Below are 24,395 nucleotides of genomic sequence, written 5' to 3'. Positions count from 1 at the left end.
TTTGCTGTCTTGCTATGCTTCCAATTAATTCGAGGTGAGCGATAAAACCCCGGTTTTTTGTGCTGTAAAACCCAACTTTTGTGACTTTTTTATCAAAATTCTTTATCCTTCTCCCCGCACTTATTCCGCGTAGGTTTTATTTTCTATTTAACTCATTGTTTTTAAACGTTCTTGGAAGTAATGAGTTACCGTTAGCGGAATTGAGCACTGTGCTTCCTGCGCGATATGACCCAGAGGGTCAGCTCCTAACAGCGATCTACAAAATTGCAGGACACATTGGGCAGAACAGGATGTCTGCGTTGGCCCACGTTTCACAAAGAAGGTAAGTGAATTAATGAGTATTATTTCCCCTGATACTGGCCGGGTGGCGACAGAACGCCCGACCAAGTGGAATAAGACAGATACAGTCTGGATGTTTGGGCTCTATGCCACGGCGGTTGGCGCGGGTACGCTATTTTTGCCAATCAACGCCGGCTTAAATGGTCCGCTAGTTTTGATTTTGATGGCTATTTTGGCCTATCCGTTAACCTATCTCCCGCACCGCGCACTCAGCCGCTTTGTATTATCAGGTTCAAGCCGTGACGGTGATATTACCGATGTGGTAGAAGAACACTTTGGCATTTTGGCGGGTAAAGCCATTATGGTGCTGTATTTATTGGCGTTCTTCCCAATCGTGTTGGTGTACAGCATCTCCATTACCAATGCGCTGGAGAGCTTCTTGATAAACCAGTTTCATGTAACACCGCCGCCCAGAGTTTGGTTGAGCTTGGCGGTGGTCGCAGCACTGAGTTTGATCCTGCGCACCGGTAAAGAGACGATTGTGGCAGCCATGGGGATTTTAGTTTTCCCATTGATTGTGTTCCTGTTGGGTATTTCGTTGTACCTCATTCCTTATTGGAACGTTCATGCATTTTTCTCCGGCCTTAGTCAGACGTCGGTGAGCGATCCGCAGCTTTGGCGTTCGCTCTGGCTGGCTGTGCCGGTAATGGTGTTTTCATTTAGTCATGCACCCATTATTTCTTCGTTTTCCTCAACGCAAAAAGGGTTATACGGGGAAGGGGCTGAGCGCCGTTGTGCGCGCATCATGCGCTACAGCTATATGATGATTTGTATCAGTATTCTGTTCTTTGTGTTTAGCTGTGTGATGAGTTTGTCACATGCTGAAATGCTGGCGGCTCGCGATGAAAACATTACCGTGCTTTCCAGCTTGGCGAACAAATTCTCGAATCCACTGATTGCTTATCTCGGACCAGTAATGGCTATTTTAGCAATGTCCAAATCGTATTTAGGGACTTCGCTGGGGGTTACTGAAGGGGCGACTAGCCTGATCGATGGCGCATTCCGCACGGTAGGTAAGAAAGTTTCTTCAGGGGCAACACATAAAATTTCGGCGATACTGCTGTTTGCCATTACGTGGTTAGTGACGTTTCTGAATCCAAGCGCATTGCACATTATCGAGACTATTAGTGGGCCATTGATTGCGGTCATTCTGTTTATTCTGCCGATTTATGCGATTCATAAAGTGCCAGCGATGAAAAAATATCGCTCCATCACCAATCCGTTTGTCTTGATTATGGGGCTGATTGCGTTATCAGCACTGGTTTATAGCCTGTTCTAGACGCAAGCAGAACATCAGAGATAAAGCCGTGCTGAGAAGCGCGGCTTTTTTGTATTTATTGCGCCCATTAATACTTAGAAAAGCATTTCGTTTGTAATTAGGTCTAAGATTCTTTATTTTTACGTGCAAATAAAACTTATTATCATTACCAATTGGCCTGCTGGTCATTCAAGGAGAGCTATATGGCACGTAATTTCAACCGCTTGGCGTTAGTCTGTATGCTTGCGCTATCAGTTCCCGCGATCGCGACGACTTATCCTTTAACCGTCACCGATACATCAGGACAGACACTCACCCTGAAGCATGAGCCGAAGCGGATCGTGGTGCAAGATGGGCGCGATATTATGACGTTGGCGCTGCTTGACCGGGCCGATCCATTCAGTCGCATTGTGGCGTGGAACAATCTACTGAAAAAAAGCGATCCTGAAACTTTAGCCGTGCTCAACCAGAAATGGCCGGGGGAGGCTGACAAAATTCCGGATATGGGGTTCAGTGATAAAGGCGAAGTGAACTTAGAAAGCGTTATTGCACGCAAACCCGATCTCATGATTGCGCAACTGCGAGCGAAACCCGCGTTGGCAGATACGGGAGTATTGAAGCAGCTTGCGGCGCTGAATGTGCCAGTTCTTTTCGTGGATACCTATTTACAACCGATCGCGAATACGCAGAAAAGCGTTCAACTGCTTGGCGAAGTGCTTAACCGCGAACATGAAGCGAAGGAATATACCGATTTTTATCAGAAGCATTTGCAGGAGATTACATCTATAACCGCTAAAGTGACGCCAAAACCTCGGGTATTCATGGAAGCTAAGGCGGGTGTTGGCGGGGCTGATGCATGTTGCTTTACGCATGGACACGTCGGTTTTGGTGGCATGATTGAAGCCATTGGTGCAGAGAATCTGGGGTCTGCGTTATTACCCGGCGCCAATGGCGATATTGCGATAGAAAAAGTTATCAGCCTTAAGCCTGATGTTTACATAATTTCAGGTGCCCGCTGGAAGAACAAAAACAGTATCGCGGTTCCATTCGGTTACGGTGTCACGCAAAAGCAGGTGGATGATGGTTTTACGAAGCTGGAAGCGCGTAATGGTTTTAATCAGATAAAAGCGGTGAAAGAGAACCGTTTGTATGGGATGTATCACAACTTCTATAACCATCCATATAACATTGTTGGCTTAGACTATCTCGCGAAGTTTATTTACCCACAGCAGTTTGAAGCGCTAGATCCTGCACAAACGTACCGTACGATTATCTCGACCTTCACCCAGATCCCACCGGCGGATGCCATTTTTGGGGCACAGGCTCCGGTCAATAAATAATTCACAGCATAAGGCCTTAAGCTAACACCGTTCATTTAAGCTCGATTTTAGGGGGAGCACACCGATGGGGTCGTAGCGGCGTAAGCCGCCGGAGCGCCCCGCGGTGTGGTAGACCCGTGTATCTCCATCTTTTAAACGAACGGCATTAAGCGGCCTTTTTTACGCCTTAACTGCCACGATCCGTGAACAGATCTGCTCTAGCAGTGCGGTTTGATGGCTGAAAATAATCATGCTCAGCGGGCGCTGTTGCGACTCAATAATCAGTTGCTGCCAGATATCGCGTTGGATGTGGGGATCGAGCTGGGCGGTGACTTCATCCGCTATCAGCAGACGAGTGCGAGGATCGAGAGCCCGTAATAAAGCGATACGGGCTAATTCGCCGCCGGACAGTTGGTTGGGCTTACGTGCTAACCACTCGCGTTTGACATGAAAGCGTGCGAGTTGCATGTTGTCGGGCTGCCATGCATCGCGTAATGCTTGCCCGGTGGTGCGATAGGGATTGAAGGTGAGTTCGGGATGCTGGGGAACCAATTGAACGGGGCAATAGCCTTTTGTCGGCAAAGGCATGCCATCTAACATGATTTGGCCACTTGAACATGATTGCCAATTAGCTAACACGCGACCCAATGTGGTTTTTCCATAGCCACTGGGTGCGGAAATACCTATCCGTTCGCCAGGGGTTACGCTAAGGGAGAAATTATCCCATAGCGTTCGATTATCTTGCTCAATGGTGAGTTGAGACACGCAAAACATCATACGCTCCTCATCGGAAATGAAGCGTCATTGTTAGCAAACAGCGGGTGATATTCTGGCTGTGCCTGCCAGTGTCTACGCAGCGTAGGGCTTCCGTTTCCATTCTTTAAGTCATCAATCGAAATATCATCGCTGATCCGCCCATCATTGAGCGCAACGATGCGATCGGCGAAGCGTGAGGCTAATGACAGATCGTGTGTGACCCATAATACACCGGCACCCTGAGCACTGAGTTCGCGTAGCTGTTGCAGGAGTTGGCAGGCCAAAGGTTCATCGAGCCAAGCCGTCATTTCGTCTGCCAGAATATATTGTGCGCCGCTCAGCGCGGCATTACAGGCCAGAATTCGTTTTGCCATTCCTCCTGAGAGTTGGCGAGGGTATTTAAATAAAACATCGGCCTGCAACTGATAGTGTTTAATTTGCTGATCCAGCGCGAGAGCACAGGTATGGCTGCCGCTCAGCTGTAAGCTACGACTCAGTTGAGTGCCCACTTTTAACAGCGGATTCAGCGAACTTACACCTTGCGGCACATAGCAGAGCGTGTTACCTCGCAGCTGTTGGCATTGCTGCTCATCTAGCGTTTTGCCTTCTAGCTGGATCTCTCCGCGCATACGTAAATTTTGTGGCAGAAGAGCCAGAGCACTTTGTAACAGCAGGCTTTTGCCTTCGCCGCTGCCGCCCACTAACGCCACAATTTCTCCACGGTGCAGCGTGAGGTTGATATCGCTGAGGATTGGTGACCAACGTTTGCGCCCAAACCAGCTATAGCGAGCATTTTCGATGGTGAGATGTTTGAAACTCAGCATGATTGATTCCTTAGCCACAGCTGTTGGATTGCGCGGGCACATTGATCAAAGAGTAAAACGATCAGCAACAGAATGAGCCCTGGAAACACGGCTAGCCACCAGCAGCCATTGCTGAGAAAACGCAGTGCGTCGGCAAGTAAAATGCCCAAAGAAGGTTCATGGGGGGCCAACCCGAACCCGAGGAAGCTCAATGCCGCGCTGTGCAGTACGGCATGAGGAAACATGAGCAGCGTGCCAACAAACCACTGGGGAGCTAGCGCGGGCAGATAATGCGCTCGCCAGCAGTGCCAACGGCTATTACCCAAGCGTTGCGACAGTGTCATATAGTCACTGGTACGAATGCGCTGCGCTTCTGCGCGCAAGATCAGCGCCAGCTTCGGCCAATGAGTCAATGCGACAGCCAATATGACGCCTTGCTTACCGCCGCCCACGGTGAAGCAGATTAAGATCAATAGCAGCAGATGAGGCAAAGAGAGCAGCGTATCAATAATCAATCGCAGCAGGTGATCGATAGTGGGATGAATTAAGGTGAGACTCGCTACCAGCATGGCAATAATACCGCTGCACAGTGCCGCACCGATGCCTATCTGCAAACTGGTCAAGGCTCCCTGAAAACAGCGTAGCCACAGGTCGCGTCCCAGATTATCGGTGCCGAACCAATGAGCCGCACTAGGTGCTTGATACCGCGCTAGCAAGTCCAAGGGAATATCGGCTGAAAGTAAAGAGACACCATACACGGTCAACAGCGCAAGGAGTAAAGCGGAAAGCACAAAACGCAGCAGCGCTGGAGCGGGATTATTCAACATTATTTGTGCTCCAGAATGCGGTTCATTCTTGCAAGTAACATCGCAGACAGCGAGTTGCCGCAAAACACCAATAGGGTGCTGAAGAGTACGATCCCCATCAGTAAGGGAATATCGCCGCGAAGTCCCGCGTCGATGGTGGCTTGCCCTAATCCCGGATAAGCAAAGATTTTTTCGGCTAGCAGCGATCCACCGAGTAATTCTCCGACGGAGGCAAACTGTAGGCACAGTGCCGGCGTGAGGGCATGACGTAGCACCTGCACGCGGAGCAATGACCAGCCGCAGTCGCCCTGTGCTTGAGCATAGCGCACAAAGTCACTGCTCATCACCTCGGCGATTTTCTCGCGCGTGTGCAGCGCGATTTGCCCCAATCCCATCAGACTCAGCGCAATCATGGGTAAAACCAAATGATGAATCCGCTCACCGATGCTGGCGGCTTGGGCATTGCTGCCGGGTTCCCACGCGCAGCAAACCGGAAACCATTGCCAGTGCACAGCAAAAACCACTAACAGCAGTAAACCGACCCAAAAGGTGGGCAGAGAAGATAACAGATAACTTAGGCGACAAATGAACCTGTCTGGCCAACGATGAAGATAGCGTCCAGCGGCAAATCCCATTAGCAAACCTAGTCCGCCTGATAGCAACCATGCACCAGCCAAAAGCGCAAAAGACGTGGCAAAGCGTTCGCTAATGACTTGGGCGACAGGAGCGTTATACAACATCGAATAGCCGAGATCGCCTTGCAATACCTGTGAGAACCAGTGCCAAAACCTCAGCCATAACGGCTGGTCCAAGCCCCAACGAGCAGCGATCAGCGGGTATTGCTGCGGCGGAACATGCAACAAATCGTTGCCGATATAGGCTCGGATGGGATCTATTGGCGAAAAACTGAGTAGCGTGAAAGTGCCTGCTGACACTAAGGTCAGCAGGCACGCGAGCCTTAGCAGAGTAAACAGTCCCCTGCGTAGCGTATGAGAAGCCCCCAGACAGAGGCTCGCTTTGACAAGGTGCTTTACTTGCACGTCCACTTCCAATCTTGCAGATTGTTCAATACTGACCAGCTACCATGAATTTCAGGTGCAGGCTTACCTAAGTCGATACACGGATTAGCAAGGTAAGTATGTTGCACATTAAGCAGCCAAGCCCATGCCGCATCGCCTTTCACGCCCACACCGGTTTTGCCGTCCCATTCTACCTGCTGCCAGAAAGGCACGGCTTTCCGCCATGTCGGCGCATCTAATGCTTGCTGCAGATGCTCATCAACGGCTTTATTGCTGTAGTAGCCCGGATTGTAATATTCCACGCCCGCGGCTTTGCTGCTGTAATGATGATATAGCTCCATGGGGTCTAAGCTACCCCAACCAAACAGGGTTGGGTTGGAATGCATATTGCGCTCGACGGTTTCCCAACTACCGGATTGTAGATCCATCTTGATGCCAAGTGGTTCCAACATCGCACGTATGGCCTGAGCAAGGTCGCGACGAGTGCTGTCGCCGCTGGTATACCACAGCGTCAATCTCGCTTCTAATCCGTTTTTGACGCGCACTCCGTCACTGCCCACTTTCCATCCTGCTTCATCTAAAATTTGTTTCGCTTTAGCCAGATCGCCATCTTTAAACGCCGCGTCTTTGCTATCCCACGGGAGGCTTTGCACCGCGCTATAGGCAGGGATAGCATGGCCTTCCATTAGCTGATCGGCGAGAAGTTGGCGGTTAATGGCGTAGTTGATGGCGCGGCGAATGGCGACATCCGCGGTTACATCGTTGCCAATCGGATAACCATTGGCGTCTTTTTTCCCTGCTGGTGTCATTGGAAATACGATACCGCGGTTTTCAACGCTAGGGCGAACCCAAAGCTTGAGGCCACTTTGCGGTGTGACAGATAAAGAAGGAGGGATGCGCACCAAACCTAGCTGACCACTCTGGGCTGCGGCATAGGCGCTGTCTTCATCTAAGAAGACGAAGACAAGCTTATTAAAGTCGTTTTTATGCCCAGCGTAGTAAGGGTTGGCTTCCACAATCAACTGCTGTCCTGGCTGAAAACTCACTAAGCGGTAGGGGCCTGCGCCAATCGGTTTTTGTGCGTAGGTTTTAGCATCATATTTTTCTGCTGACACGATGCCCAACGAGCCTAATACGTTAACAAAAGTGCTTTGCGGTGCCGATAATACAATCTCTACGCGATGCTCATCTAAGGCCTTTGCAGAGGCAAAATTACCCATATCGATTTTTCCGCCGCCTCGAGCAGCCTGATTATAGGTAAATGCAACGTCTTTAGCGGTCAGTGGCGAGCCGTCTGAAAATTTGAGTTCGGGCTTGAGGGAGAGGGTCCAGATTTTACCGTCTTCGCTGTTGGTTACTTTTTCGGTGAGTAGATTGTCCCAACTCAGGTCGGCTTTCTGTTTCAGTAATGGGCTGTGTAGCAGCAGATAGCTACCGTGGCTCCATCCAAGTAAAGGATCAAAGCCTTCTGTCGGCTCTTCACCTATTGCCAGTTTGAGCTGATGCTGAGGTGCTGGCGTAGTATCTGCCTGCGTATAAAGAGGTAACGTACTGAAAATCAGAGCGAGGGTATAGGTTAGCGCTTTTAAGTTGAGTGGCATATTGTTTCCTAGATATCTCATTATTTTGTATGACTTAAAGCGGTGGGATTTATAACAGAGGAGGCGGGGCGTAGACATGATTTGCATCAATCCCAGAAGGCAAAGTATGCACTTTTTCCTTTTTTTGCATACTTTACGGTTTGCTGGGTAAATTATGTGCCAATTTTATGGACATACAGTGGATGAAACTATCGCAACGAGACATAATTAATTTTTATTAAACCTGCGCAACTATCACTTGGCAGCAATAGCCGCAGCCAGATGAAGTTTCGGTGCTAGAAATAAGGACAAACGATGGATTGGTATCTAAAGGTTCTAAAAAACTATTTTAACTTTCGCGATCGCGCTAGACGCCGAGAGTATTGGTGGTTTGTGCTCGTTAACGCCATTATTACCATACTTCTCGGTTTTGTGCAGGACGCGCTGGGTTGGAGTAACGCAGAGGGAGAAGGTGCATTAACCATTATTTACGGTCTGTTGCTGCTTATACCTTCGATTGCCGTCATGGTGCGCCGTTTGCATGATACCGATCGTAGCGGTTGGTGGGTCTTGATCGGTTTGATTCCTATTGTTGGCTGGTTTGTCTTGATTATTTTTGCCGTGTTCGACAGTCAGCCAGGCACCAACCGCTTTGGGCCAAACCCGAAGGATATTCAAGCGCCGACATCATCCATTATTAGCTGATGTAAAACGTAAACGGCCTAGCACTAGGCCGTTTACACTTGTAACGATGTCCATAAGCGATGTCCATAATAGTTACACCTTGTCATACCCGTTGAATATATTCACATCCAGAAACAATGATGACGATTCATTAGCATCCATCTGGTTTCTCTCGCTTCTTACAGTGTTTAGTCTTAGCGTCCCTTTTCCTTCTGAGTGAATATTACAGGTAGTACGCGTCCTGTAGACTAAGCCATGAGTCGTTTGCCTGAACCTCTACGCGATCACAGCGCTGAAGCTACGCTGTTTGTACGCCGTTCAATTATTGCTGCGGTGGTGGTCGTCCTATTATTCGGCGTTTTAGCATTCAATTTGTACCATTTACAGGTTGAAGAGCATGAGCAGTATCAGACTCGCTCCAATGCTAATGATATTAAAACGTTGCCGATTGCCCCCGTTCGCGGGCTTATCTACGACCGCAATGGTATCCCTCTCGTCCAAAACCAAACGCTTTATCAAATCGAACTTATCCCAGGTAAAATTGCCGATCTCGATGCAACACTCAAAGCATTAACTCCGATAGTGGATTTGACGCAGGATGATATTGATAACTTCCATCAGGCCATGAAGTCCTCGCGACGTTTTGCCGAAGTGCCTTTAAAAGAAGCATTAACTGACGTTGAAGTGGCTCGTTTTTCGGTCAACGAATTCGAATTCCCCGGCGTGTCTATCAGTCGCTATCAGCAGCGCTACTACCCTTATGGTGCAGAGCTCGCGCATGTGGTGGGCTACGTCTCAAAAATTAACGATCGTGATGCGAAGCGGTTAGATGATGCTGGAGAGTCGGAAAATTATGCTGCCGATCATGATATTGGTAAGCAGGGCATAGAGCGTTTTTACGAGTCAGAACTACATGGAAAGACGGGGTCGCAAGAAGTAGAGGTCGACAGTCATGGACGCATCGTGCGTGAACTGGCAGAAATACCGCCTCAGGCGGGTAAAAATATTTATCTGACTATCGACTTGCATCTACAGCAATACATCGAAAAATTATTGAAAGGCCAACGTGCAGCGGTGGTGGTGATGGATCCGCGAGACGGTGGCATTTTAGCCATGGTTTCCAGCCCGAGCTACGATCCAAATCCGTTTGTTAATGGCATTTCTTATAAGTCTTATCAGGCATTGCTAGACAACCCAGACTTACCGCTGATAAATCGCGTCACGCAGGGCGTTTATCCGCCTGCGTCTACCGTTAAACCTTTCATGGCGACGTCTGCGCTGCTGGCTGGAGTCATCACACCGCAGACGACATTCTTTGGTCAACCCACATGGGTATTGCCGGGGACGAATCGCCATTATCGTGACTGGCTAAAAACCGGTCACGGTATGCTGAATGTGACTAAGGCAATCGAAGAGTCGGCGGATACCTTTTTCTATCAGGTTGCCTATGAAATGGGGATTGATCGCATTCATTTCTGGTTAAGTAAATTTGGCTATGGGCAATATTCGGGCATTGACCTGATGGAGCAGGCTAAGGGCGTCTTACCCGATCGTGAGTGGAAGCTGAAGGTTCACAAAAAGGCGTGGTATCAAGGCGACACTATTTCTGTGGGGATTGGTCAAGGTTATTGGACGGCTACGCCGATTCAAATGGTAAAAGCGTTAAGCACCCTTATCAACAACGGCAATACGAAAACGCCGCACTTGATGTATTCCATGAAACAGGGAAATCATGTCGAACGCTATCAGCAACAAGAACATGTGCAGGTTGCCGACCCGAAATCTCCAGTTTGGGATATTGTGAAAAAAGGGATGTTTGGGATGGCGAATTACCCTAATGGCACAGGGTATAAATATTTCCATACCGCGCCTTATGAGATCGCCGCGAAATCAGGAACCTCTCAGGTGTTTGGTTTGAAACAGGATCAGGTCTATAACGCCAAGATGATCCCTGTAAAACTGCGCGATCATATTTTTTATACGGCATTCGCTCCTTATTCAAATCCTAAAGTAGCGGTTGCGGTTATTCTCGAAAATGGAGGGGGAGATGGTGTATCGGCTGCTCCAACGACACGAGCAATATTAGATTACATCTTCGCTCAAACTAAGCCGGAGGAACCCCCTACGCTACCTTCGCCGGATGCGGAACAAATTCGAGATGCACATTAGCGACATATAAAATGGATGCTGTTTCCAATTTTGTATGTTTAGCAGGTTAACTCAAGATATCCGAGAGATAAGGCCAGACAGAAGGGTGATAACGCCTCAATCTGGCTTATCTAGACGCATTTTTGCCGTAATACCATGGGGTATTAAGCAAAGCGCATAACCCACGCATCGCTTTGACGATCGTAATGGTTGCGATATAGCAGCGCATTTTTACCGTCTAGCACGGCAGGAACGGTTGTATGCTCGTCCCAGCCATCAAGCTGCATACATAAATCGGTATTTGATTTGCATGGAATGCTTAACGTGTGGCTGTTTAATTGGGTATCTGGCACGTTTGACAGCTCAGCGTCCTCAACTTCAAAAATCCCGATTCTGACTAACGATTTCCTCATAATTTTTCTCCTGTTTGATTTATTCACCTGCAGGCTGTCATCGAAGAGCCTGTTATTCAGCATAGAAGGGGATATTAAATTTTCCATAAATAAACGGAATTAGTTTCCATTTTTGTTTTTGATATGTGGTTAACTCTTTCTTTTTAATGTTCTTTTTAATTACATAAAAAACACAAAATTTTTACCAAACGACAATAACCTTAAACTTTGTACATCAACTGCCGATAACTTTATGCGTAGTGCATTCTGCTAAGTGAGGCTGTAGCCAAGGCCTTTACCTGATTGATATTTGGCGACATGGAGATCTTCTGACGATGTACACACATTTAAAGCGATGGATTGGACGTAAATGGCACCGGACACTAGAGGTAAAATCGCCAGATTTGGCCTTGCCAACAGAATACGAAGAGAGTGAACACATTGATGGAAAGGAAGATTCCTATGGCGATTGGCTGTGTGATAGCTTTCTTTCAGGGATGAGCGCAGTCGAGATTATCCGTGATTCCTTATTACATTCGAGTCAGAGCTTGATGCAGGAGTTGGTGACGGTTGATGAACTTAACCAAAAGAATGAACTGGCCAGCCAGGGAATGGGAACCCTTTCTGAACTCGTCGGTCTTATTGAACATCATTCAGCGGAAGGTATTGGTTACATTGATGAATTAATTGCTGTGCTAAAAGGTATCAACGACAATATCGATGGCATCAATAAGCTCTCAAAACAGACCAACTTGCTGGCGATAAATTCGGCCATTGAGGCAGCCCATGTGGGCGGTAGCGGTGCTGGCTTTTCGGTTATTGCGAAAGAAATTAAACAGCTCTCCTCGGAAATTCAAAGTCAGGCTGCAAACATTACCGATCTGACTCTGGATATAAACCAGCATGCCAAAAACGTCAGCGCTAGCGTAGGTGAGAACAGCCAGTCAACCCACGCGATTCGTATAGCAACAGAAAAAGCTAGCCAGATGTTACAGCAAGTTATCGAGCTATCTGCTCACATGCAAAAAATCATTCGCTTCATTGCAACACAACAGTTTCTCAATACTGTTAAGCTCGATCACGTTATTTGGAAAGCCAAAGTTTATGAGATGATTTTGCATTGTGATATGACTTCAGGCGTCAATAGCCATACTGAGTGTCGATTGGGAAAATGGTACTACGGCGACGCGGGCAGTAGTTTTTCACACTTTAATGGCTTTATCCAATTGGAAGCACCGCATGCAGAGGTTCATCGTTCAGGCCGCGAAGCGCTGGAGGCGTTTAGAGCGGGTAATAACGATGCATTAAAGAAAAGCTTGGCGATAATGGAACAGGCAAGCACCCAAGTGATTAAGCGAATTGATGAATTGTTGACCCAGATTGGGGATGACTAAAATACGCGATGGAAGTCGGCTGCGCGAGTTGCAGGTTGCCAAAAATCGTCAAGCACGTTTTCAAGTGGCAGACAGCCACCACGCTGGATGCGTTGCACCTTCAGCTCTCGCACGCACTGTTCCTCTGTATCAAAACCACCAAGATATAGATTTTCGCAAGAACCATTGAGATAGCAGACCATCATGACGAGCGCGTACATAACCAAACCTTAATGAGTGCTGTGATATTAATATAACCTGTGCCGTCTGTATTTTACTTAAGGAAATTTTAATTTCTCTGTGTAATGATTATTCTAAGACTAATCTTAGTATGGCGTTTGATGAATTAATTGAAACGATTCACCTACGGCTTTACATCAACTTCTTGCCGTTCAAAAAGGCATGAGGAAATCACATAAATGCCCAGAATAGTAAAACAATAGGAAAACTCATGGGCCATGTTAATCCAATAAGAATAGCGGTGAAGATCCTGATTTTTATCGAAGGGTCTGCGCAAGCCTTGAAGGTGAGTAGTGCGGAGATGACTGAGCCGATCAAATACACCGTCTTAACAAAGGCCCATGCTGCTGGATACATCTAATAATTACCTTGGTTTTATCGCTTGTTAAAATGAAAAATCTTTTACGTCATCGATGACACGAGAAAGATGTTATTCGATAGAATTTATGTGGGATAGTGTAACAAATCATGAATGAAAAAACATCGGATTCTCAAATGAAGTCGCGTGGACAAAAATGACAACTGTTCATATATATATACATAGGTGAGAACCAAGCTAACGCTGAGCTTTAAAAGATAATATGTAAAGCAAGATGCTATCTTGAATAAGTATGCAGGAATAGAGTTGGGTTGTATTTTTTGTTTGCTTCGGTGGGAGGTATTTTAGTGGGGGGAAACTAACATTCATTGGATAACGAGGTATGGTGTCATAGATATAAAAAGCCCGAGGTGTCGGGCTAAGATTACTTGTCTTAGATTATTATAATTATGGTTTTTCCCTAAGTGTGCGATTAGAATTGATAAACAATACCAAGTGCAACGGTATCATCGGTATCAATGCCTGCTGATTTAGTAAAATCGTTGTCGTCTAGCATGTTAATTTTATAATCGACATACGCAGACATATTTTTATTGAAGTAGTAGGTGGTACCGAGGTCGATAAAATTGACGAGTTTCTGATCGCCATAATCACGTGACGCACCACCAGTACCAAGATCTTTGCCTTCCACATAGTTCCAACCGACGAAAGGTTGTAAACCAAAATCAAAGGTATAACCCGTGTACATTTCTACGCCTATTGCTTTGTTAGCATAACCATATGCCTCGTTATGATCGTTTGAATTGCCAAAACGAATCGCATTATAGGATTGCGTGTAATTTGCTGCGGCATAATAGCCACTGTTTTCATATTTAAGGCCAAAAGTATAGGCTTCTGCTTTGTCACCATTCCCCATAATGTTGTTATAGCGACCACCTTTACCGCCGCTATTCTGGTCGTTGGTACGATCAGATTGGAAATAAGCGCCACCTAGACTGAAGCCATACCCAAGCTCATAGGAAAGGGACATACCATACCCATCCCCATTTTGGCCTAACACATCACGACCGCTTTGGTCTTCGGTTTGATCATCATTTTTACCCTGATATTGTAAGCCAAAGTTTAAGCCATCGACCAATCCAAAGAAGTCACGGTTATGATAGGTTAATACACCTCCAGCGCGTTGGAACATAAAGTTATCAGCACCAACGGTACTGCCGTCGAACTCTGGCTGTAAGTCAGTCCACGACATAATGTCGTAAATAATCCCTGAGTTTCGCCCATAATCTAAGGAACCATAGTCCCCAAACTTCAGTCCCGCAAAACCGAAACGGCTAAAGTTTTTATTATCCTCGCCTTCAGTATGGTTTAGGTTAGCTTGATACTCCCACATGCCATAGCCGGTAAGCATATCGGTGATTTGCGTTTCTCCACTAAATCCACCACGGACATAAGAATGATCGCCGTCTGAATTATCGTTATCTGAAAGATAATGTAGACCGTCAATTTTAAAGTGGAGATCTAGTTTATTGCCGTCTTGATTGTATATTTCAGCTGCTTGTGACGAATTTGCCAATGCCATTAATGCTGGAATTACCACTGCGAGTACTCTGTGCTTCATTTTTATTTTCCTTAATAAGTCTTGTTATGGCCACTTTTTCTTTTAAGCGTTTAACGATATTTTTCGATATTAATGGAACTAGAGTCGATAAACCGTGCCGATATTGTCGCTTTTGCAATTACAGTGAAAGCGCAAAAAATGCTGAAGATAAATAAATATTAAAGTATTGATGTCTGTCACTTTATAATTATTTAACGTAAGCGTCACTGTATTGAACTATAACGACGGTCATCTACATTAGAAGCACATTTTGTTAATTCGTTTTTAGGTTTGAGATATATTGTCTTAACGCCACTGCATGCCAATGCAGATTACGTGGATTCAAAGTGATTAACTCAATTTAGTTAATCACTGTCCATTAAATTATATTTTATTGCCGGGCTGTCTTCTCGGCATTTTTATTTATATTGTTTCAGACTAGCTAAATCTCAATGCAATGACGCGTTGTCTAAATCCACTTATTCACTATGGGTTATTAGTATTCTGAAGGCATAATTATGCACGAGATGGATTTGACTGCGGGGAACGAACAAACTCAGAGCAACATCGAGCGTATAGGTAAAGAGGCCTAAAATACGGAGCAATCCCAAGGTGTGATCTATTTGAAAAATTTGGAAATATCTTTCCTCTAACCGCGCATTATTTGATCTAACGTAACTTTCAGCTAGGGCAGAGCAGGTAAGAATCGTTGGGTAGTCGTGTTTTTGTTTAACCCATTCTCTGTGGGTGTTAATATTGACGGCTGTGGGTGTGAGTATTCAGCAGTACATGTGTTTTGTGTATCTGCCTGCGTACAGATCTTGCAAAGTACAGCAGGATGGCGCTCATAAAACGATGATTTTAAATACAAATTGTTTTCTATATGTGGCCTGTCGTGTGGGTCACCACTGTAGATAAGGAATATAAATGCCTGTTATTACACTTCCTGACGGTAGTCAGCGCCAGTTCGACAAACCTGTATCCGTAATGGATATTGCCATGGATATCGGACCAGGCTTGGCGAAAGCCTGCATTGCGGGTCGCGTAAACGGTGAGTTGGTTGATGCCTGCGATCCTATTACTGTCGATGCCAATGTTTCCATCATTACCGCAAAAGATCAGGAAGGGTTGGAAATTATCCGCCATTCCTGCGCACATCTCTTGGGTCATGCAATCAAGCAACTGTGGCCAGATACCAAAATGGCGATTGGCCCAGTGATCGACAATGGTTTCTACTATGACGTCGACCTTGATCACACCCTGACGCAGGAAGACCTTGAGCTGCTCGATAAGCGTATGCACGAGCTGGCAGATAAAGATTATGACGTTATTAAGAAAAAAGTGAGCTGGCAAGAAGCCCGCGACACTTTTGAAGCGCGTCAAGAACCGTACAAAGTGGCGATTCTGGATGAGAACATCAGCCATGATGATCAACCAGGTCTGTATCACCACGAAGAATACGTTGATATGTGTCGTGGACCGCACGTGCCAAACATGCGTTTCTGCCATCATTTCAAACTGCAGAAATCGTCTGGCGCGTATTGGCGTGGCGATAGCAACAACACCGTTTTACAGCGTATCTACGGCACTGCGTGGGCAGATAAAAAACAGCTCAATGCCTATCTGCAACGTCTGGAAGAAGCCGCAAAACGTGACCACCGTAAGATCGGTAAGCAGCTAGACCTGTATCATATGCAGGAAGAAGCTCCGGGTATGGTGTTCTGGCATAACGACGGTTGGACAATCTTCCGCGAGTTGGAAGCGTTCGTACGCGTTAAGCTGAAAGAATATGATTATCAGGAAGTGAAAGGTCCGTTCATGATGGACCGAGTGCTGTGGGAGAAAACAGGGCACTGGGAGAACTATAAAGATGCCATGTTCACCACGTCCTCAGAAAACCGCGAGTACTGCATCAAACCAATGAACTGCCCAGGGCACGTTCAGATCTTTAATCAGGGTTTGAAATCTTATCGTGATTTGCCGCTGCGTATGGGTGAATTTGGTAGCTGCCATCGCAATGAGCCATCGGGTTCCCTGCATGGTCTGATGCGCGTGCGTGGCTTCACTCAGGATGATGCGCATATTTTCTGTACTGAAGAACAGATCCGCGACGAAGTTAACAGCTGTATCAAGATGGTATACGACATGTATAGCATCTTCGGCTTTGAAAAAATCGCGGTGAAACTGTCGACCCGTCCAGAAAAACGTATCGGTAGTGATGAAATCTGGGATCGTGCAGAAGAAGACTTGGCCGAAGCGCTGAAAGAAAACGGTATTCCGTTTGAATATCAGCCGGGTGAGGGGGCCTTCTACGGACCTAAGATTGAGTTTACTCTGCATGACTGTTTGGATCGTGCATGGCAATGTGGTACTGTGCAGCTCGACTTCTCGTTACCGGGGCGTTTGAACGCATCCTATGTCGGTGAAAACAACGAACGTTTAGTTCCTGTAATGATTCACCGTGCTATTCTGGGTTCAATGGAACGCTTCATCGGTATTCTGACTGAAGAGTATGCTGGGTTCTATCCAACTTGGCTGGCACCAGTACAGGTACAGGTGATGAATATCACCGATGCACAGGCTGATTATGTCGACGAATTGACCAAAAAGCTGCAAGCTGCTGGTATTCGTGCTAAATCAGACTTGAGAAACGAGAAGATAGGCTTTAAAATCCGCGAACACACTTTACGTCGTGTCCCATACATGTTGGTTTGTGGCGACAAAGAGGTCGAATCTGGCAAAGTAGCCGTTCGTACCCGCCGCGGCAAAGACTTGGGAACCATGGACGTAAATGAAGTGATCGAAAAGCTGCAAAAAGAGATTCGCAGCCGTAGTCTTCACCAATTAGAGGAATCGAGTTATTAAAGGCGGAAAAAGAGTTCAACCGGCGCGTCCTAATCGCATCAACAGAGAAATTCGCGCCCAAGAGGTTCGCTTAACAGGCGTTGATGGCGAGCAGATTGGTATTGTCAGTCTGAATGAAGCTTTGGAAAAGGCTGAGGAAGCAGGTGTTGATTTAGTAGAAATCAGCCCAAATGCCGAGCCGCCAGTTTGCCGAATCATGGATTACGGCAAATTCCTCTATGAGAAGAGTAAGGCGACCAAAGAACAGAAGAAGAAGCAAAAGATTGTTCAGGTTAAGGAAATCAAATTCCGACCTGGAACCGACGATGGCGACTACCAGGTAAAACTCCGCAGCCTGGTTCGCTTTCTGGAAGATGGCGATAAAGCCAAAATCACTCTGCGTTTCCGTGGACGTGAAATGGCGCACCAACAGATCGGTATGGAAGTGCTTAACCGCGTGAAAGAAGATCTGAGTGAACTGGCAGTAGTCGAATCCTTCCCTACGAAGATCGAAGGCCGCCAGATGATCATGGTGCTCGCACCCAAGAAGAAACAGTAAGGCTCTCAAGTAATATTGCCAGCGACGAATTTCGGTTCGTTGCTGGCGTTATTCGCCTCACTGATTCATGTAATTAACAATGCGAAGTGGAAATCGAAATGCCAAAGATTAAAACTGTGCGTGGCGCTGCTAAGCGCTTCAAAAAAACCGCCGGTGGTGGTTTTAAGCGTAAACATGCTAACCTGCGTCATATTTTGACCAAAAAATCTACTAAGCGTAAGCGTCATCTGCGTCCAAAAGGTCAGGTTTCCAAAGGGGATCTGGGCTTAGTCGTAGCGTGCCTGCCGTACGCATAAGTAACTATTTTTTGAATCAAGATTAAGACTTAAGGAGAGCATATGGCTCGCGTAAAACGTGGTGTAATTGCACGCGCACGTCACAAGAAAGTAATGAAGCAAGCGAAAGGTTACTACGGTGCCCGTTCGCGCGTATATCGTGTTGCCTTCCAGGCAGTAATCAAAGCAGGCCAGTACGCTTACCGTGACCGTCGTCAACGTAAACGTCAGTTCCGTCAGCTGTGGATTGCACGTATCAACGCTGCTGCACGTCAGAACGGTATCTCTTACAGCCGTTTCATCAATGGTCTGAAAAAGGCTTCTGTTGAAATCGACCGTAAGATCCTGGCTGACATCGCTGTATTCGACAAAGTAGCATTTGCTGCTCTGGTAGAAAAAGCGAAATCTGCTCTGGCGTAAGCGAGTAGTAGATAATGGAAGAAGAGAGCCTTTAGTGCTCTCTTTTTTCGTTTATATATCGAAGTCGCTCTGAATGTTAAGAGCTGTATCGCGAAAACAGATAGCTGCTTTTGTATCTCTATGAGTAGGTATGATAGTTGCTGGTGAGTAGAAACGTCGCTGTGTACTGGAGTGTGAGTACTATTTTTCGGTAAAGTGGCGTGTAACGAGCATAGTCTATTGACTTTGCACTGTTTTACGCTTTCAATAGCCTTGCTATCACGTGGATTAATTGGTTTAATATAAAGGTAACGCAAGCATGCACGCTGCTATTTTCCGTTTCTTTTTTTACTTTAGCACCTGAGTTCAGGAGGCTTTGCGCGTAAGAGAAGAAACGAAAAGTAGCGCAGAAAGCCTCCCTCGTGGAGGCTTTTTTTTTGCTTTAGCATGATTTACCGCTTCAGGTTTATTCATGAGCATACTAAGAAGATCGGTACCCCAAACGATTGAAGTTGCGCCAGGGCAGCTTTAAACATGAAGGGTATATACCCTGAGCATTTGAAGTGGCGGTTTCTATAGCAGCAACTTCAAGTGCAAAGGTGAAACTCTCACATCGACAATCGAGCCTAACGGGCTGGAAGAAGAGGAAAGCAATGCCACATCTCGCAGAGTTGGTTGCCCAAGCAAAGGCAGCCGTAGAGAATGCTCAGGATATTGCCACGCTGGATAATGTGCGTGTTGAATATCTGGGTAAGAAAGGCCATTTAACGCTGCAGATGACGTCACTGCGCGAACTGCCGGCAGAAGAGCGTCCCGCTGCGGGCGCTGTGATTAACCAGGCTAAACAGGAAGTTCAGGATGCGCTGAATGCCCGTAAATCAGATCTGGAATCAGCAGCGCTAAATGCACGTCTGGCCCAAGAGACTATTGATGTTTCTATGCCTGGACGTCGCATGGAAAACGGTGGTCTGCATCCTGTCACTCGCACTATCGAACGCATTGAAACCTTCTTTGGTGAACTGGGCTTTGCTGTTGAAACTGGCCCAGAGATCGAAGATGACTATCATAACTTTGATGCGCTGAACATTCCTGCTCACCATCCGGCACGTGCTGACCACGATACTTTCTGGTTTGACGCTACGCGTCTGCTACGTACTCAAACCTCAGGCGTGCAGATCCGCACCATGAAAGAGCAGCAGCCGCCAATTCGTATCATTGCACCGGGCCGCGTGTACCGTAACGATTACGATCAGACCCACACGCCAATGTTCCATCAGATGGAAGGTCTGATTGTTGATAAAGACATCAGCTTCACCAATCTGAAAGGTACGCTGCACGACTTCCTGAATAACTTCTTCGAAGAAGATTTGCAGATCCGTTTCCGTCCTTCTTACTTCCCATTTACAGAGCCTTCCGCGGAAGTTGACGTTATGGGCAAAAACGGTAAATGGCTGGAAGTGCTTGGCTGCGGTATGGTGCATCCAAATGTGCTGCGTAACGTAGGTATCGATCCAGAAATTTACTCTGGCTTTGCATTCGGTATGGGGATGGAGCGCTTAACCATGTTGCGCTATGGCGTGACCGATCTGCGTGCATTCTTCGAAAACGATCTGCGTTTCCTAAAACAGTTTAAGTAAGGCGGGATTATCACATGAAATTCAGTGAACTCTGGTTGCGCGAGTGGGTTAATCCTGCCATTAGCAGCGAAGCATTATCAGAACAAATTACCATGGCCGGTCTGGAAGTCGACGGCGTAGAACCTGTCGCGGGTGAATTCAACGGCGTATTCGTCGGTGAAGTCGTGGAGTGCGGTCAGCATCCAAATGCAGATAAGCTGCGTGTGACGAAGGTTAACGTTGGCGGTGAGCGTCTTCTCGACATCGTATGCGGTGCACCGAACTGCCGTAAAGGCCTGAAAGTTGCTGTTGCCACCATCGGTGCGGTACTGCCGGGCGACTTTAAAATTAAGGCCGCTAAACTTCGCGGTGAGCCTTCCGAGGGGATGCTGTGCTCATTCTCTGAGCTGGGTATTTCCGAAGATCATGATGGCATCATTGAATTGCCTGCAGATGCGCCGATCGGTACTGATATCCGCGAATATCTACAGTTGAACGACCACACCATTGAAATCAGCGTAACGCCAAACCGCGCCGACTGCTTAGGGATTATCGGTGTGGCTCGTGATGTTGCTGTTCTCAACAAGTTGGCGTTGAACGAACCCGCTATGGACGCTGTTCCTGCGGCTATTCATGATACTTTCCCGATTACCGTCGAATCACCTGAAGCTTGCCCACGCTATTTGGGGCGCGTAGTGAAGGGGATCAACGTAAAAGCGGCGACGCCATTGTGGATGCGTGAAAAACTGCGTCGCTGTGGTATCCGTTCTATCGATCCCGTGGTTGACGTGACCAACTATGTACTGTTGGAGCTGGGCCAGCCAATGCATGCGTTCGACTTGAACCGCCTTGAAGGCGGTATTGTTGTGCGTATGGCGAAAGAGGGCGAGAAGCTGACTCTGCTGGACGGTAATGAAGCCACATTATCCTCAGATACTTTAGTGATTGCCGATCAGCAAAAAGCGCTGGCCATGGGCGGTATTTTCGGCGGCGAGCATTCTGGTGTAAACGCCGAAACCCAAGACGTACTGCTGGAGTGTGCTTACTTCAATCCACTGTCTATCACCGGCCGTGCTCGTCGTCAGGGTTTACATACGGATGCGTCTCATCGCTATGAGCGCGGCGTTGATCCTGCGCTACAAGCTAAGGCGATGGAGCGAGCTACCCGTCTACTGATCGATATCTGTGGTGGTCATGCCGGTCCGGTGATTGATGTCACCAATGAAACTGCCCTGCCAAAACGTGCCACAATCACGCTACGCCGTGAAAAACTGGACCGTCTGATTGGTCATCACGTGGCTGATGCACAGGTTACTGATATTCTGGAACGCCTTGGCTGCAAAGTCAGCTTCGCTAATAATACATGGCAGGCCGTCGCGCCAAGCTGGCGTTTCGATATGGAAATCGAAGAAGATTTAGTGGAAGAAGTTGCCCGTGTATACGGCTACAACAATATTCCAGACGTACCTGTAAAAGCCGATCTGATTATGACTTCACATCGTGAAGCTAATCTGCCACTCAAGCGAGTGAAAACGATGCTGGTCGATCGCGGCTATCAGGAAGCGATCACTTACAGCTTCGTTGATCCTAAGATTCAGGCTCTGCTTCACCCTTCTGAAGCGTCGTTGATTCTGCCAAGCCCAATCTCTGTTGAGATGTCGGCGATGCGTTTGTCTCTGTGGAGTGGTTTGCTGTCTGCGGTGGTGTACAACCAGAATCGCCAGCAATCACGTGTACGTTTGTTTGAAACGGGGCTACGCTTTGTTCCTGATAGTGCTGCTAATCTGGGTATCCGTCAGGATGTCATGCTGGCTGGCGTTATTGCAGGTAACCGCTACGAAGAGCATTGGAATCTGGAGCGTCAGGTTGTCGATTTCTACGATCTGAAAGGTGATTTAGAAGCCATTTTAGATTTGACCGGTAAACTGGATGATGTCCAATTTAAAGCGGAAAAGAACCCCGCTTTACATCCAGGGCAGAGTGCGGCAATTTATTTAGCGGGCAAACGTGTTGGTTTCATTGGTGTTGTTCATCCTGATCTGGAACGTAAACTGGATCTGAATGGCCGCACGGTAGTATTTGAAATCGAGTGGGAAGCCCTTGCAGAGCGCCGTATTCCGCAGGCTCGCGAGATTTCACGCTACCCAGCAAACCGCCGAGATATCGCTGTTGTGGTGGCTGAAAATGTCCCTGCAGAAGATATTTTGGCAGAGTGTAAGAAAGTTGGCGTAAATCAGGTAGTTGGCGTAAACTTGTTTGACGTGTACCGTGGTAAGGGTGTTGCCGAGGGTTATAAGAGCCTCGCTATCAGTCTGGTATTGCAAGATACCACCCGTACACTGGAAGAAGAGGAGATTGCCGCTACCGTCGCAAAATGTGTAGAGGCATTAAAACAGCGATTCCAAGCATCCTTGAGGGATTGAACCTATGGCGCTTACTAAAGCTGAAATGTCTGAACACCTGTTTGAGAAGCTTGGGCTTAGCAAACGGGATGCCAAAGACCTCGTAGAAATATTTTTCGAAGAGGTTCGCCGTGCTCTGGAAAATGGCGAGCAGGTTAAGTTATCCGGTTTCGGTAACTTCGATCTGCGCGACAAAAACCAGAGGCCGGGACGTAACCCGAAAACCGGGGAAGATATCCCGATTACGGCGCGCCGTGTTGTTACTTTCCGTCCGGGGCAGAAGCTCAAGAGCCGGGTCGAGAACGCGACACCGAAAGAGTAATACGCAAGACAAAAAGGCCGCCTGCGGGTGGCCTTTTTCTTATCCTAACTTCCATCATTCTGATGTGAGAGATAATTAGCCGATGAAAGTCAACGATCTGGTCAGTGTAAAAACCGATGGCGGACCGCGCCGCATGGGTAAAATTATTGAAGTGGAAGAGTTCAGCGAAGGCATTATGTATCTGGTGGCGCTGGATGATTATCCAAATGGTGTCTGGTTCTTCAATGAGATCGACAGTCACGATGGCACTTTTGTTGAGCCTTATCACGGCGATGAGTAATCGCATCTCTATGCTGCATCATGCCCAATCGTTCTATGCAAAATTCTGACATGCCGATGCTGTCTCATTTCTCTTTATTACAGCAGCGCCAACAGGCGCGCGATCGTAGCCGATTGTGCATTTTGGCGTTGTTCCTGTTGCTGGCGGTCATTGTTAGCCTGTGTGCAGGCGATCTTTGGCTATGGCCTACGCAGTGGTTTAGTGAAAGTGCCAAACTCTTTGTTTGGCAAATAAGGCTACCACGCGTCATCGCGGTGATGGCGGTCGGTGCCTCACTTGCTGTTGCTGGGGCTGTCATGCAGGCGCTATTTGATAATCCACTTGCGGAGCCTGGGCTGTTGGGCGTATCCAACGGTGCAGGCGTTGCCTTGGTCTTAGCCGTGCTGCTAGGTCAGAGTTTGCTGCCTGTCTGGGTGCTGAGCACATGTGCCATATTGGGGGCGCTGGCAATTACGGCAATCCTCATGTTGTTCGCCCGTCGTCGATATTTGACTAATTCTCGCCTATTACTGATTGGCGTAGCGCTGGGGATTGCCTGTAGCGCAGTGATGACCTGGGCCGTGTACTTCAGTTCAAGTCTGGATTTACGCCAGTTAATGTATTGGCTTATGGGTGGTTTCAGCGGGATTGATTGGAGACAAAAATGGTTGGTGCTGGCATTGGTACCGATTTTTTTGTGGCTGTTACGCCAGGGGAAAGTATTAAACCTCATGTCGTTAGGTGATATTCAAGCTCGGCAGCTAGGACTTTCTCTCGTCGTGTGGCGCAATTTGCTGGTCGTGGCAATAGGTTGGCTGGTCGGCGTTAGCGTAGCATTAGCAGGGGTCATTGGTTTTATTGGTTTGGTGGTTCCGCATATGTTGCGGCTGATGGGGATCACAGACCACCGTGCGCTTTTACCTGCCTGCGCGTTAGGTGGGGCAGGTGTTTTATTGCTGGCTGACGTTGTTGCCCGGGTTGCATTGTTCTCGGCGGAATTACCTATCGGCGTTGTGACTTCTTCGTTAGGGGCTCCGGTGTTTATCTGGATGCTGCTGCGACCGTTGAATAACAAAGAGTAAA

24 protein-coding genes and 1 other annotated feature are annotated in these 24,395 nt (G+C 47.4%); of the genes, 15 read left to right on the top strand and 9 right to left on the bottom strand.

Features of this window, described 5'->3' with window-relative positions; genetic code table 11:
* Positions 1-334: 334 nt before the first annotated feature.
* Positions 335-1,618, top strand: a complete 1,284-nt coding sequence (locus M988_RS10385; protein ID WP_008813411.1) for an SLC5/6 family protein — start codon at positions 335-337, stop codon at positions 1,616-1,618.
* Positions 1,619-1,800: 182 nt separating this feature from the next.
* Entirely contained in the window at positions 1,801-2,937 is a 1,137-nt protein-coding gene (locus tag M988_RS10380) for an ABC transporter substrate-binding protein (RefSeq protein WP_039186846.1), read from the top strand.
* A 159-nt stretch (positions 2,938-3,096) separates the two neighbouring features.
* Here the strand turns inward: M988_RS10380 and M988_RS10375 are convergent, their stop codons facing one another.
* From M988_RS10375 to M988_RS10355, 5 genes are read right to left on the bottom strand one after another with little or no spacing between them, the layout of a single operon-like run.
* Complete coding sequence (locus M988_RS10375) at positions 3,097-3,690, bottom strand: ATP-binding cassette domain-containing protein (protein ID WP_064574065.1); 594 nt, start codon at positions 3,688-3,690, stop codon at positions 3,097-3,099.
* Complete coding sequence (locus tag M988_RS10370) at positions 3,690-4,496, bottom strand: ATP-binding cassette domain-containing protein (protein WP_008813414.1); 807 nt, start codon at positions 4,494-4,496, stop codon at positions 3,690-3,692. Before M988_RS10370 ends, M988_RS10375 begins: the two co-directional genes overlap by 1 nt.
* Positions 4,490-5,302 (bottom strand): ABC transporter permease, encoded by an 813-nt coding sequence (locus M988_RS10365; RefSeq protein ID WP_008813415.1) that lies wholly within the window; start codon positions 5,300-5,302, stop codon positions 4,490-4,492. The genes M988_RS10370 and M988_RS10365 overlap by 7 nt, the downstream gene beginning before the upstream one ends.
* Positions 5,302-6,255 (bottom strand): ABC transporter permease, encoded by a 954-nt coding sequence (locus M988_RS10360; protein WP_039186939.1) that lies wholly within the window; start codon positions 6,253-6,255, stop codon positions 5,302-5,304. The genes M988_RS10365 and M988_RS10360 overlap by 1 nt, the downstream gene beginning before the upstream one ends.
* A gap of 56 nt (positions 6,256-6,311) precedes the next feature.
* Positions 6,312-7,901 carry an ABC transporter substrate-binding protein gene (locus M988_RS10355; protein WP_064574063.1) on the bottom strand — a complete coding sequence of 530 codons (1,590 nt, stop codon included), beginning with the start codon at positions 7,899-7,901 and terminating at the stop codon, positions 6,312-6,314.
* 294 nt (positions 7,902-8,195) lie between these two features.
* Between M988_RS10355 and M988_RS10350 the strand changes: the two genes are divergently transcribed.
* Together M988_RS10350 and mrdA are read left to right on the top strand one after the other, a co-directional pair.
* Positions 8,196-8,585, top strand: coding sequence for a DUF805 domain-containing protein (locus M988_RS10350; protein ID WP_008813418.1), 390 nt, complete (start codon positions 8,196-8,198; stop codon positions 8,583-8,585).
* A 234-nt stretch (positions 8,586-8,819) separates the two neighbouring features.
* The gene (mrdA, locus tag M988_RS10345) at positions 8,820-10,733 is read left to right on the top strand and encodes a peptidoglycan DD-transpeptidase MrdA (protein ID WP_008813419.1); all 1,914 of its coding nucleotides are present in this window, start codon (positions 8,820-8,822) and stop codon (positions 10,731-10,733) included.
* A 143-nt stretch (positions 10,734-10,876) separates the two neighbouring features.
* Here mrdA and M988_RS10340 read toward each other — a convergent pair whose 3' ends face one another.
* Positions 10,877-11,125, bottom strand: a complete 249-nt coding sequence (locus M988_RS10340) for a DUF1480 family protein (RefSeq protein ID WP_008813420.1) — start codon at positions 11,123-11,125, stop codon at positions 10,877-10,879.
* Between the two features lie 314 nt (positions 11,126-11,439).
* Here M988_RS10340 and M988_RS10335 point away from each other — a divergent pair, with 314 nt between their 5' ends.
* Entirely contained in the window at positions 11,440-12,498 is a 1,059-nt protein-coding gene (locus M988_RS10335) for a methyl-accepting chemotaxis protein (protein ID WP_008813421.1), read from the top strand.
* Here the strand turns inward: M988_RS10335 and M988_RS10330 are convergent.
* The 3 genes from M988_RS10330 to ompC form a co-directional block, all read right to left on the bottom strand.
* The gene (locus M988_RS10330; RefSeq protein ID WP_008813422.1) at positions 12,495-12,698 is read right to left on the bottom strand and encodes a DUF1482 family protein; all 204 of its coding nucleotides are present in this window, start codon (positions 12,696-12,698) and stop codon (positions 12,495-12,497) included. The two genes, M988_RS10335 and M988_RS10330, sit on opposite strands and share 4 nt — an antisense overlap.
* 190 nt (positions 12,699-12,888) lie before the next feature.
* On the bottom strand, positions 12,889-13,074 hold the full coding sequence (locus tag M988_RS22395; RefSeq protein ID WP_004089957.1) for a GhoT/OrtT family toxin: 186 nt from the start codon (positions 13,072-13,074) through the stop codon (positions 12,889-12,891).
* 434 nt (positions 13,075-13,508) lie between these two features.
* Positions 13,509-14,657 carry a porin OmpC gene (gene ompC, locus M988_RS10325; RefSeq protein ID WP_008813423.1) on the bottom strand — a complete coding sequence of 383 codons (1,149 nt, stop codon included), beginning with the start codon at positions 14,655-14,657 and terminating at the stop codon, positions 13,509-13,511.
* A gap of 906 nt (positions 14,658-15,563) precedes the next feature.
* Here ompC and thrS point away from each other — a divergent pair.
* The 10 genes from thrS (at position 15,564) to btuC (ending at position 24,394) form a co-directional block, all read left to right on the top strand.
* Positions 15,564-17,501 (top strand): threonine--tRNA ligase, encoded by a 1,938-nt coding sequence (gene thrS / locus M988_RS10320; protein ID WP_064574061.1) that lies wholly within the window; start codon positions 15,564-15,566, stop codon positions 17,499-17,501.
* The gene (gene infC, locus M988_RS10315) at positions 17,497-18,039 is read left to right on the top strand and encodes a translation initiation factor IF-3 (protein ID WP_025801265.1); all 543 of its coding nucleotides are present in this window, start codon (positions 17,497-17,499) and stop codon (positions 18,037-18,039) included. The genes thrS and infC overlap by 5 nt, the downstream gene beginning before the upstream one ends.
* Positions 18,040-18,137: 98 nt before the next feature.
* Positions 18,138-18,335 (top strand): 50S ribosomal protein L35, encoded by a 198-nt coding sequence (rpmI, locus tag M988_RS10310; protein ID WP_004089951.1) that lies wholly within the window; start codon positions 18,138-18,140, stop codon positions 18,333-18,335.
* Between the two features lie 42 nt (positions 18,336-18,377).
* A complete protein-coding gene (gene rplT / locus M988_RS10305; RefSeq protein WP_004089950.1) occupies positions 18,378-18,734 on the top strand; it encodes a 50S ribosomal protein L20 in 357 nt (118 codons plus the stop codon).
* Positions 18,735-19,027: 293 nt separating this feature from the next.
* Positions 19,028-19,152: a sequence feature (Phe leader region), on the top strand.
* Positions 19,033-19,077 carry a pheST operon leader peptide PheM gene (pheM, locus tag M988_RS22840; RefSeq protein WP_123912837.1) on the top strand — a complete coding sequence of 15 codons (45 nt, stop codon included), beginning with the start codon at positions 19,033-19,035 and terminating at the stop codon, positions 19,075-19,077. Its footprint overlaps the feature before it by 45 nt.
* A gap of 214 nt (positions 19,153-19,366) precedes the next feature.
* Positions 19,367-20,350, top strand: a complete 984-nt coding sequence (gene pheS / locus M988_RS10300; RefSeq protein ID WP_008813425.1) for a phenylalanine--tRNA ligase subunit alpha — start codon at positions 19,367-19,369, stop codon at positions 20,348-20,350.
* 14 nt (positions 20,351-20,364) lie between these two features.
* A complete protein-coding gene (pheT, locus tag M988_RS10295) occupies positions 20,365-22,752 on the top strand; it encodes a phenylalanine--tRNA ligase subunit beta (protein ID WP_064574059.1) in 2,388 nt (795 codons plus the stop codon).
* Positions 22,753-22,756: 4 nt separating this feature from the next.
* Entirely contained in the window at positions 22,757-23,053 is a 297-nt protein-coding gene (gene ihfA, locus M988_RS10290) for an integration host factor subunit alpha (protein WP_004089944.1), read from the top strand.
* A gap of 82 nt (positions 23,054-23,135) precedes the next feature.
* Entirely contained in the window at positions 23,136-23,333 is a 198-nt protein-coding gene (dsrB, locus tag M988_RS10285; protein ID WP_008813427.1) for a protein DsrB, read from the top strand.
* 50 nt (positions 23,334-23,383) lie between these two features.
* Entirely contained in the window at positions 23,384-24,394 is a 1,011-nt protein-coding gene (btuC, locus tag M988_RS10280) for a vitamin B12 ABC transporter permease BtuC (RefSeq protein WP_064574068.1), read from the top strand.
* Position 24,395: the final 1 nt, after the last annotated feature.

It is taken from the genome of Hafnia paralvei ATCC 29927 (assembly GCF_001655005.1).
Classification (GTDB): domain Bacteria; phylum Pseudomonadota; class Gammaproteobacteria; order Enterobacterales; family Enterobacteriaceae; genus Hafnia; species Hafnia paralvei.
Note: the sequence above shows the minus strand (reverse complement) of the source record. Positions and strands in the feature narration are given on the sequence as shown.

Bases quoted from the DNA above. Each gene is read 5' to 3' on its own strand.
- M988_RS10385 (WP_008813411.1), top strand. From the start codon at position 335: ATGAGTATTATTTCCCCTGATACTGGCCGGGTGGCGACAGAACGCCCG.
- M988_RS10380 (WP_039186846.1), top strand. From the start codon at position 1,801: ATGGCACGTAATTTCAACCGCTTGGCGTTAGTCTGTATGCTTGCGCTA.
- M988_RS10375 (WP_064574065.1), bottom strand. From the start codon at position 3,690: ATGTTTTGCGTGTCTCAACTCACCATTGAGCAAGATAATCGAACGCTA.
- M988_RS10370 (WP_008813414.1), bottom strand. From the start codon at position 4,496: ATGCTGAGTTTCAAACATCTCACCATCGAAAATGCTCGCTATAGCTGG.
- M988_RS10365 (WP_008813415.1), bottom strand. From the start codon at position 5,302: ATGTTGAATAATCCCGCTCCAGCGCTGCTGCGTTTTGTGCTTTCCGCT.
- M988_RS10355 (WP_064574063.1), bottom strand. From the start codon at position 7,901: ATGCCACTCAACTTAAAAGCGCTAACCTATACCCTCGCTCTGATTTTC.
- M988_RS10350 (WP_008813418.1), top strand. From the start codon at position 8,196: ATGGATTGGTATCTAAAGGTTCTAAAAAACTATTTTAACTTTCGCGAT.
- mrdA (WP_008813419.1), top strand. From the start codon at position 8,820: ATGAGTCGTTTGCCTGAACCTCTACGCGATCACAGCGCTGAAGCTACG.
- M988_RS10340 (WP_008813420.1), bottom strand. From the start codon at position 11,125: ATGAGGAAATCGTTAGTCAGAATCGGGATTTTTGAAGTTGAGGACGCT.
- M988_RS10335 (WP_008813421.1), top strand. From the start codon at position 11,440: ATGTACACACATTTAAAGCGATGGATTGGACGTAAATGGCACCGGACA.
- M988_RS10330 (WP_008813422.1), bottom strand. From the start codon at position 12,698: ATGTACGCGCTCGTCATGATGGTCTGCTATCTCAATGGTTCTTGCGAA.
- M988_RS22395 (WP_004089957.1), bottom strand. From the start codon at position 13,074: ATGTATCCAGCAGCATGGGCCTTTGTTAAGACGGTGTATTTGATCGGC.
- ompC (WP_008813423.1), bottom strand. From the start codon at position 14,657: ATGAAGCACAGAGTACTCGCAGTGGTAATTCCAGCATTAATGGCATTG.
- thrS (WP_064574061.1), top strand. From the start codon at position 15,564: ATGCCTGTTATTACACTTCCTGACGGTAGTCAGCGCCAGTTCGACAAA.
- rpmI (WP_004089951.1), top strand. From the start codon at position 18,138: ATGCCAAAGATTAAAACTGTGCGTGGCGCTGCTAAGCGCTTCAAAAAA.
- rplT (WP_004089950.1), top strand. From the start codon at position 18,378: ATGGCTCGCGTAAAACGTGGTGTAATTGCACGCGCACGTCACAAGAAA.
- pheS (WP_008813425.1), top strand. From the start codon at position 19,367: ATGCCACATCTCGCAGAGTTGGTTGCCCAAGCAAAGGCAGCCGTAGAG.
- pheT (WP_064574059.1), top strand. From the start codon at position 20,365: ATGAAATTCAGTGAACTCTGGTTGCGCGAGTGGGTTAATCCTGCCATT.
- ihfA (WP_004089944.1), top strand. From the start codon at position 22,757: ATGGCGCTTACTAAAGCTGAAATGTCTGAACACCTGTTTGAGAAGCTT.
- dsrB (WP_008813427.1), top strand. From the start codon at position 23,136: ATGAAAGTCAACGATCTGGTCAGTGTAAAAACCGATGGCGGACCGCGC.
- btuC (WP_064574068.1), top strand. From the start codon at position 23,384: ATGCCGATGCTGTCTCATTTCTCTTTATTACAGCAGCGCCAACAGGCG.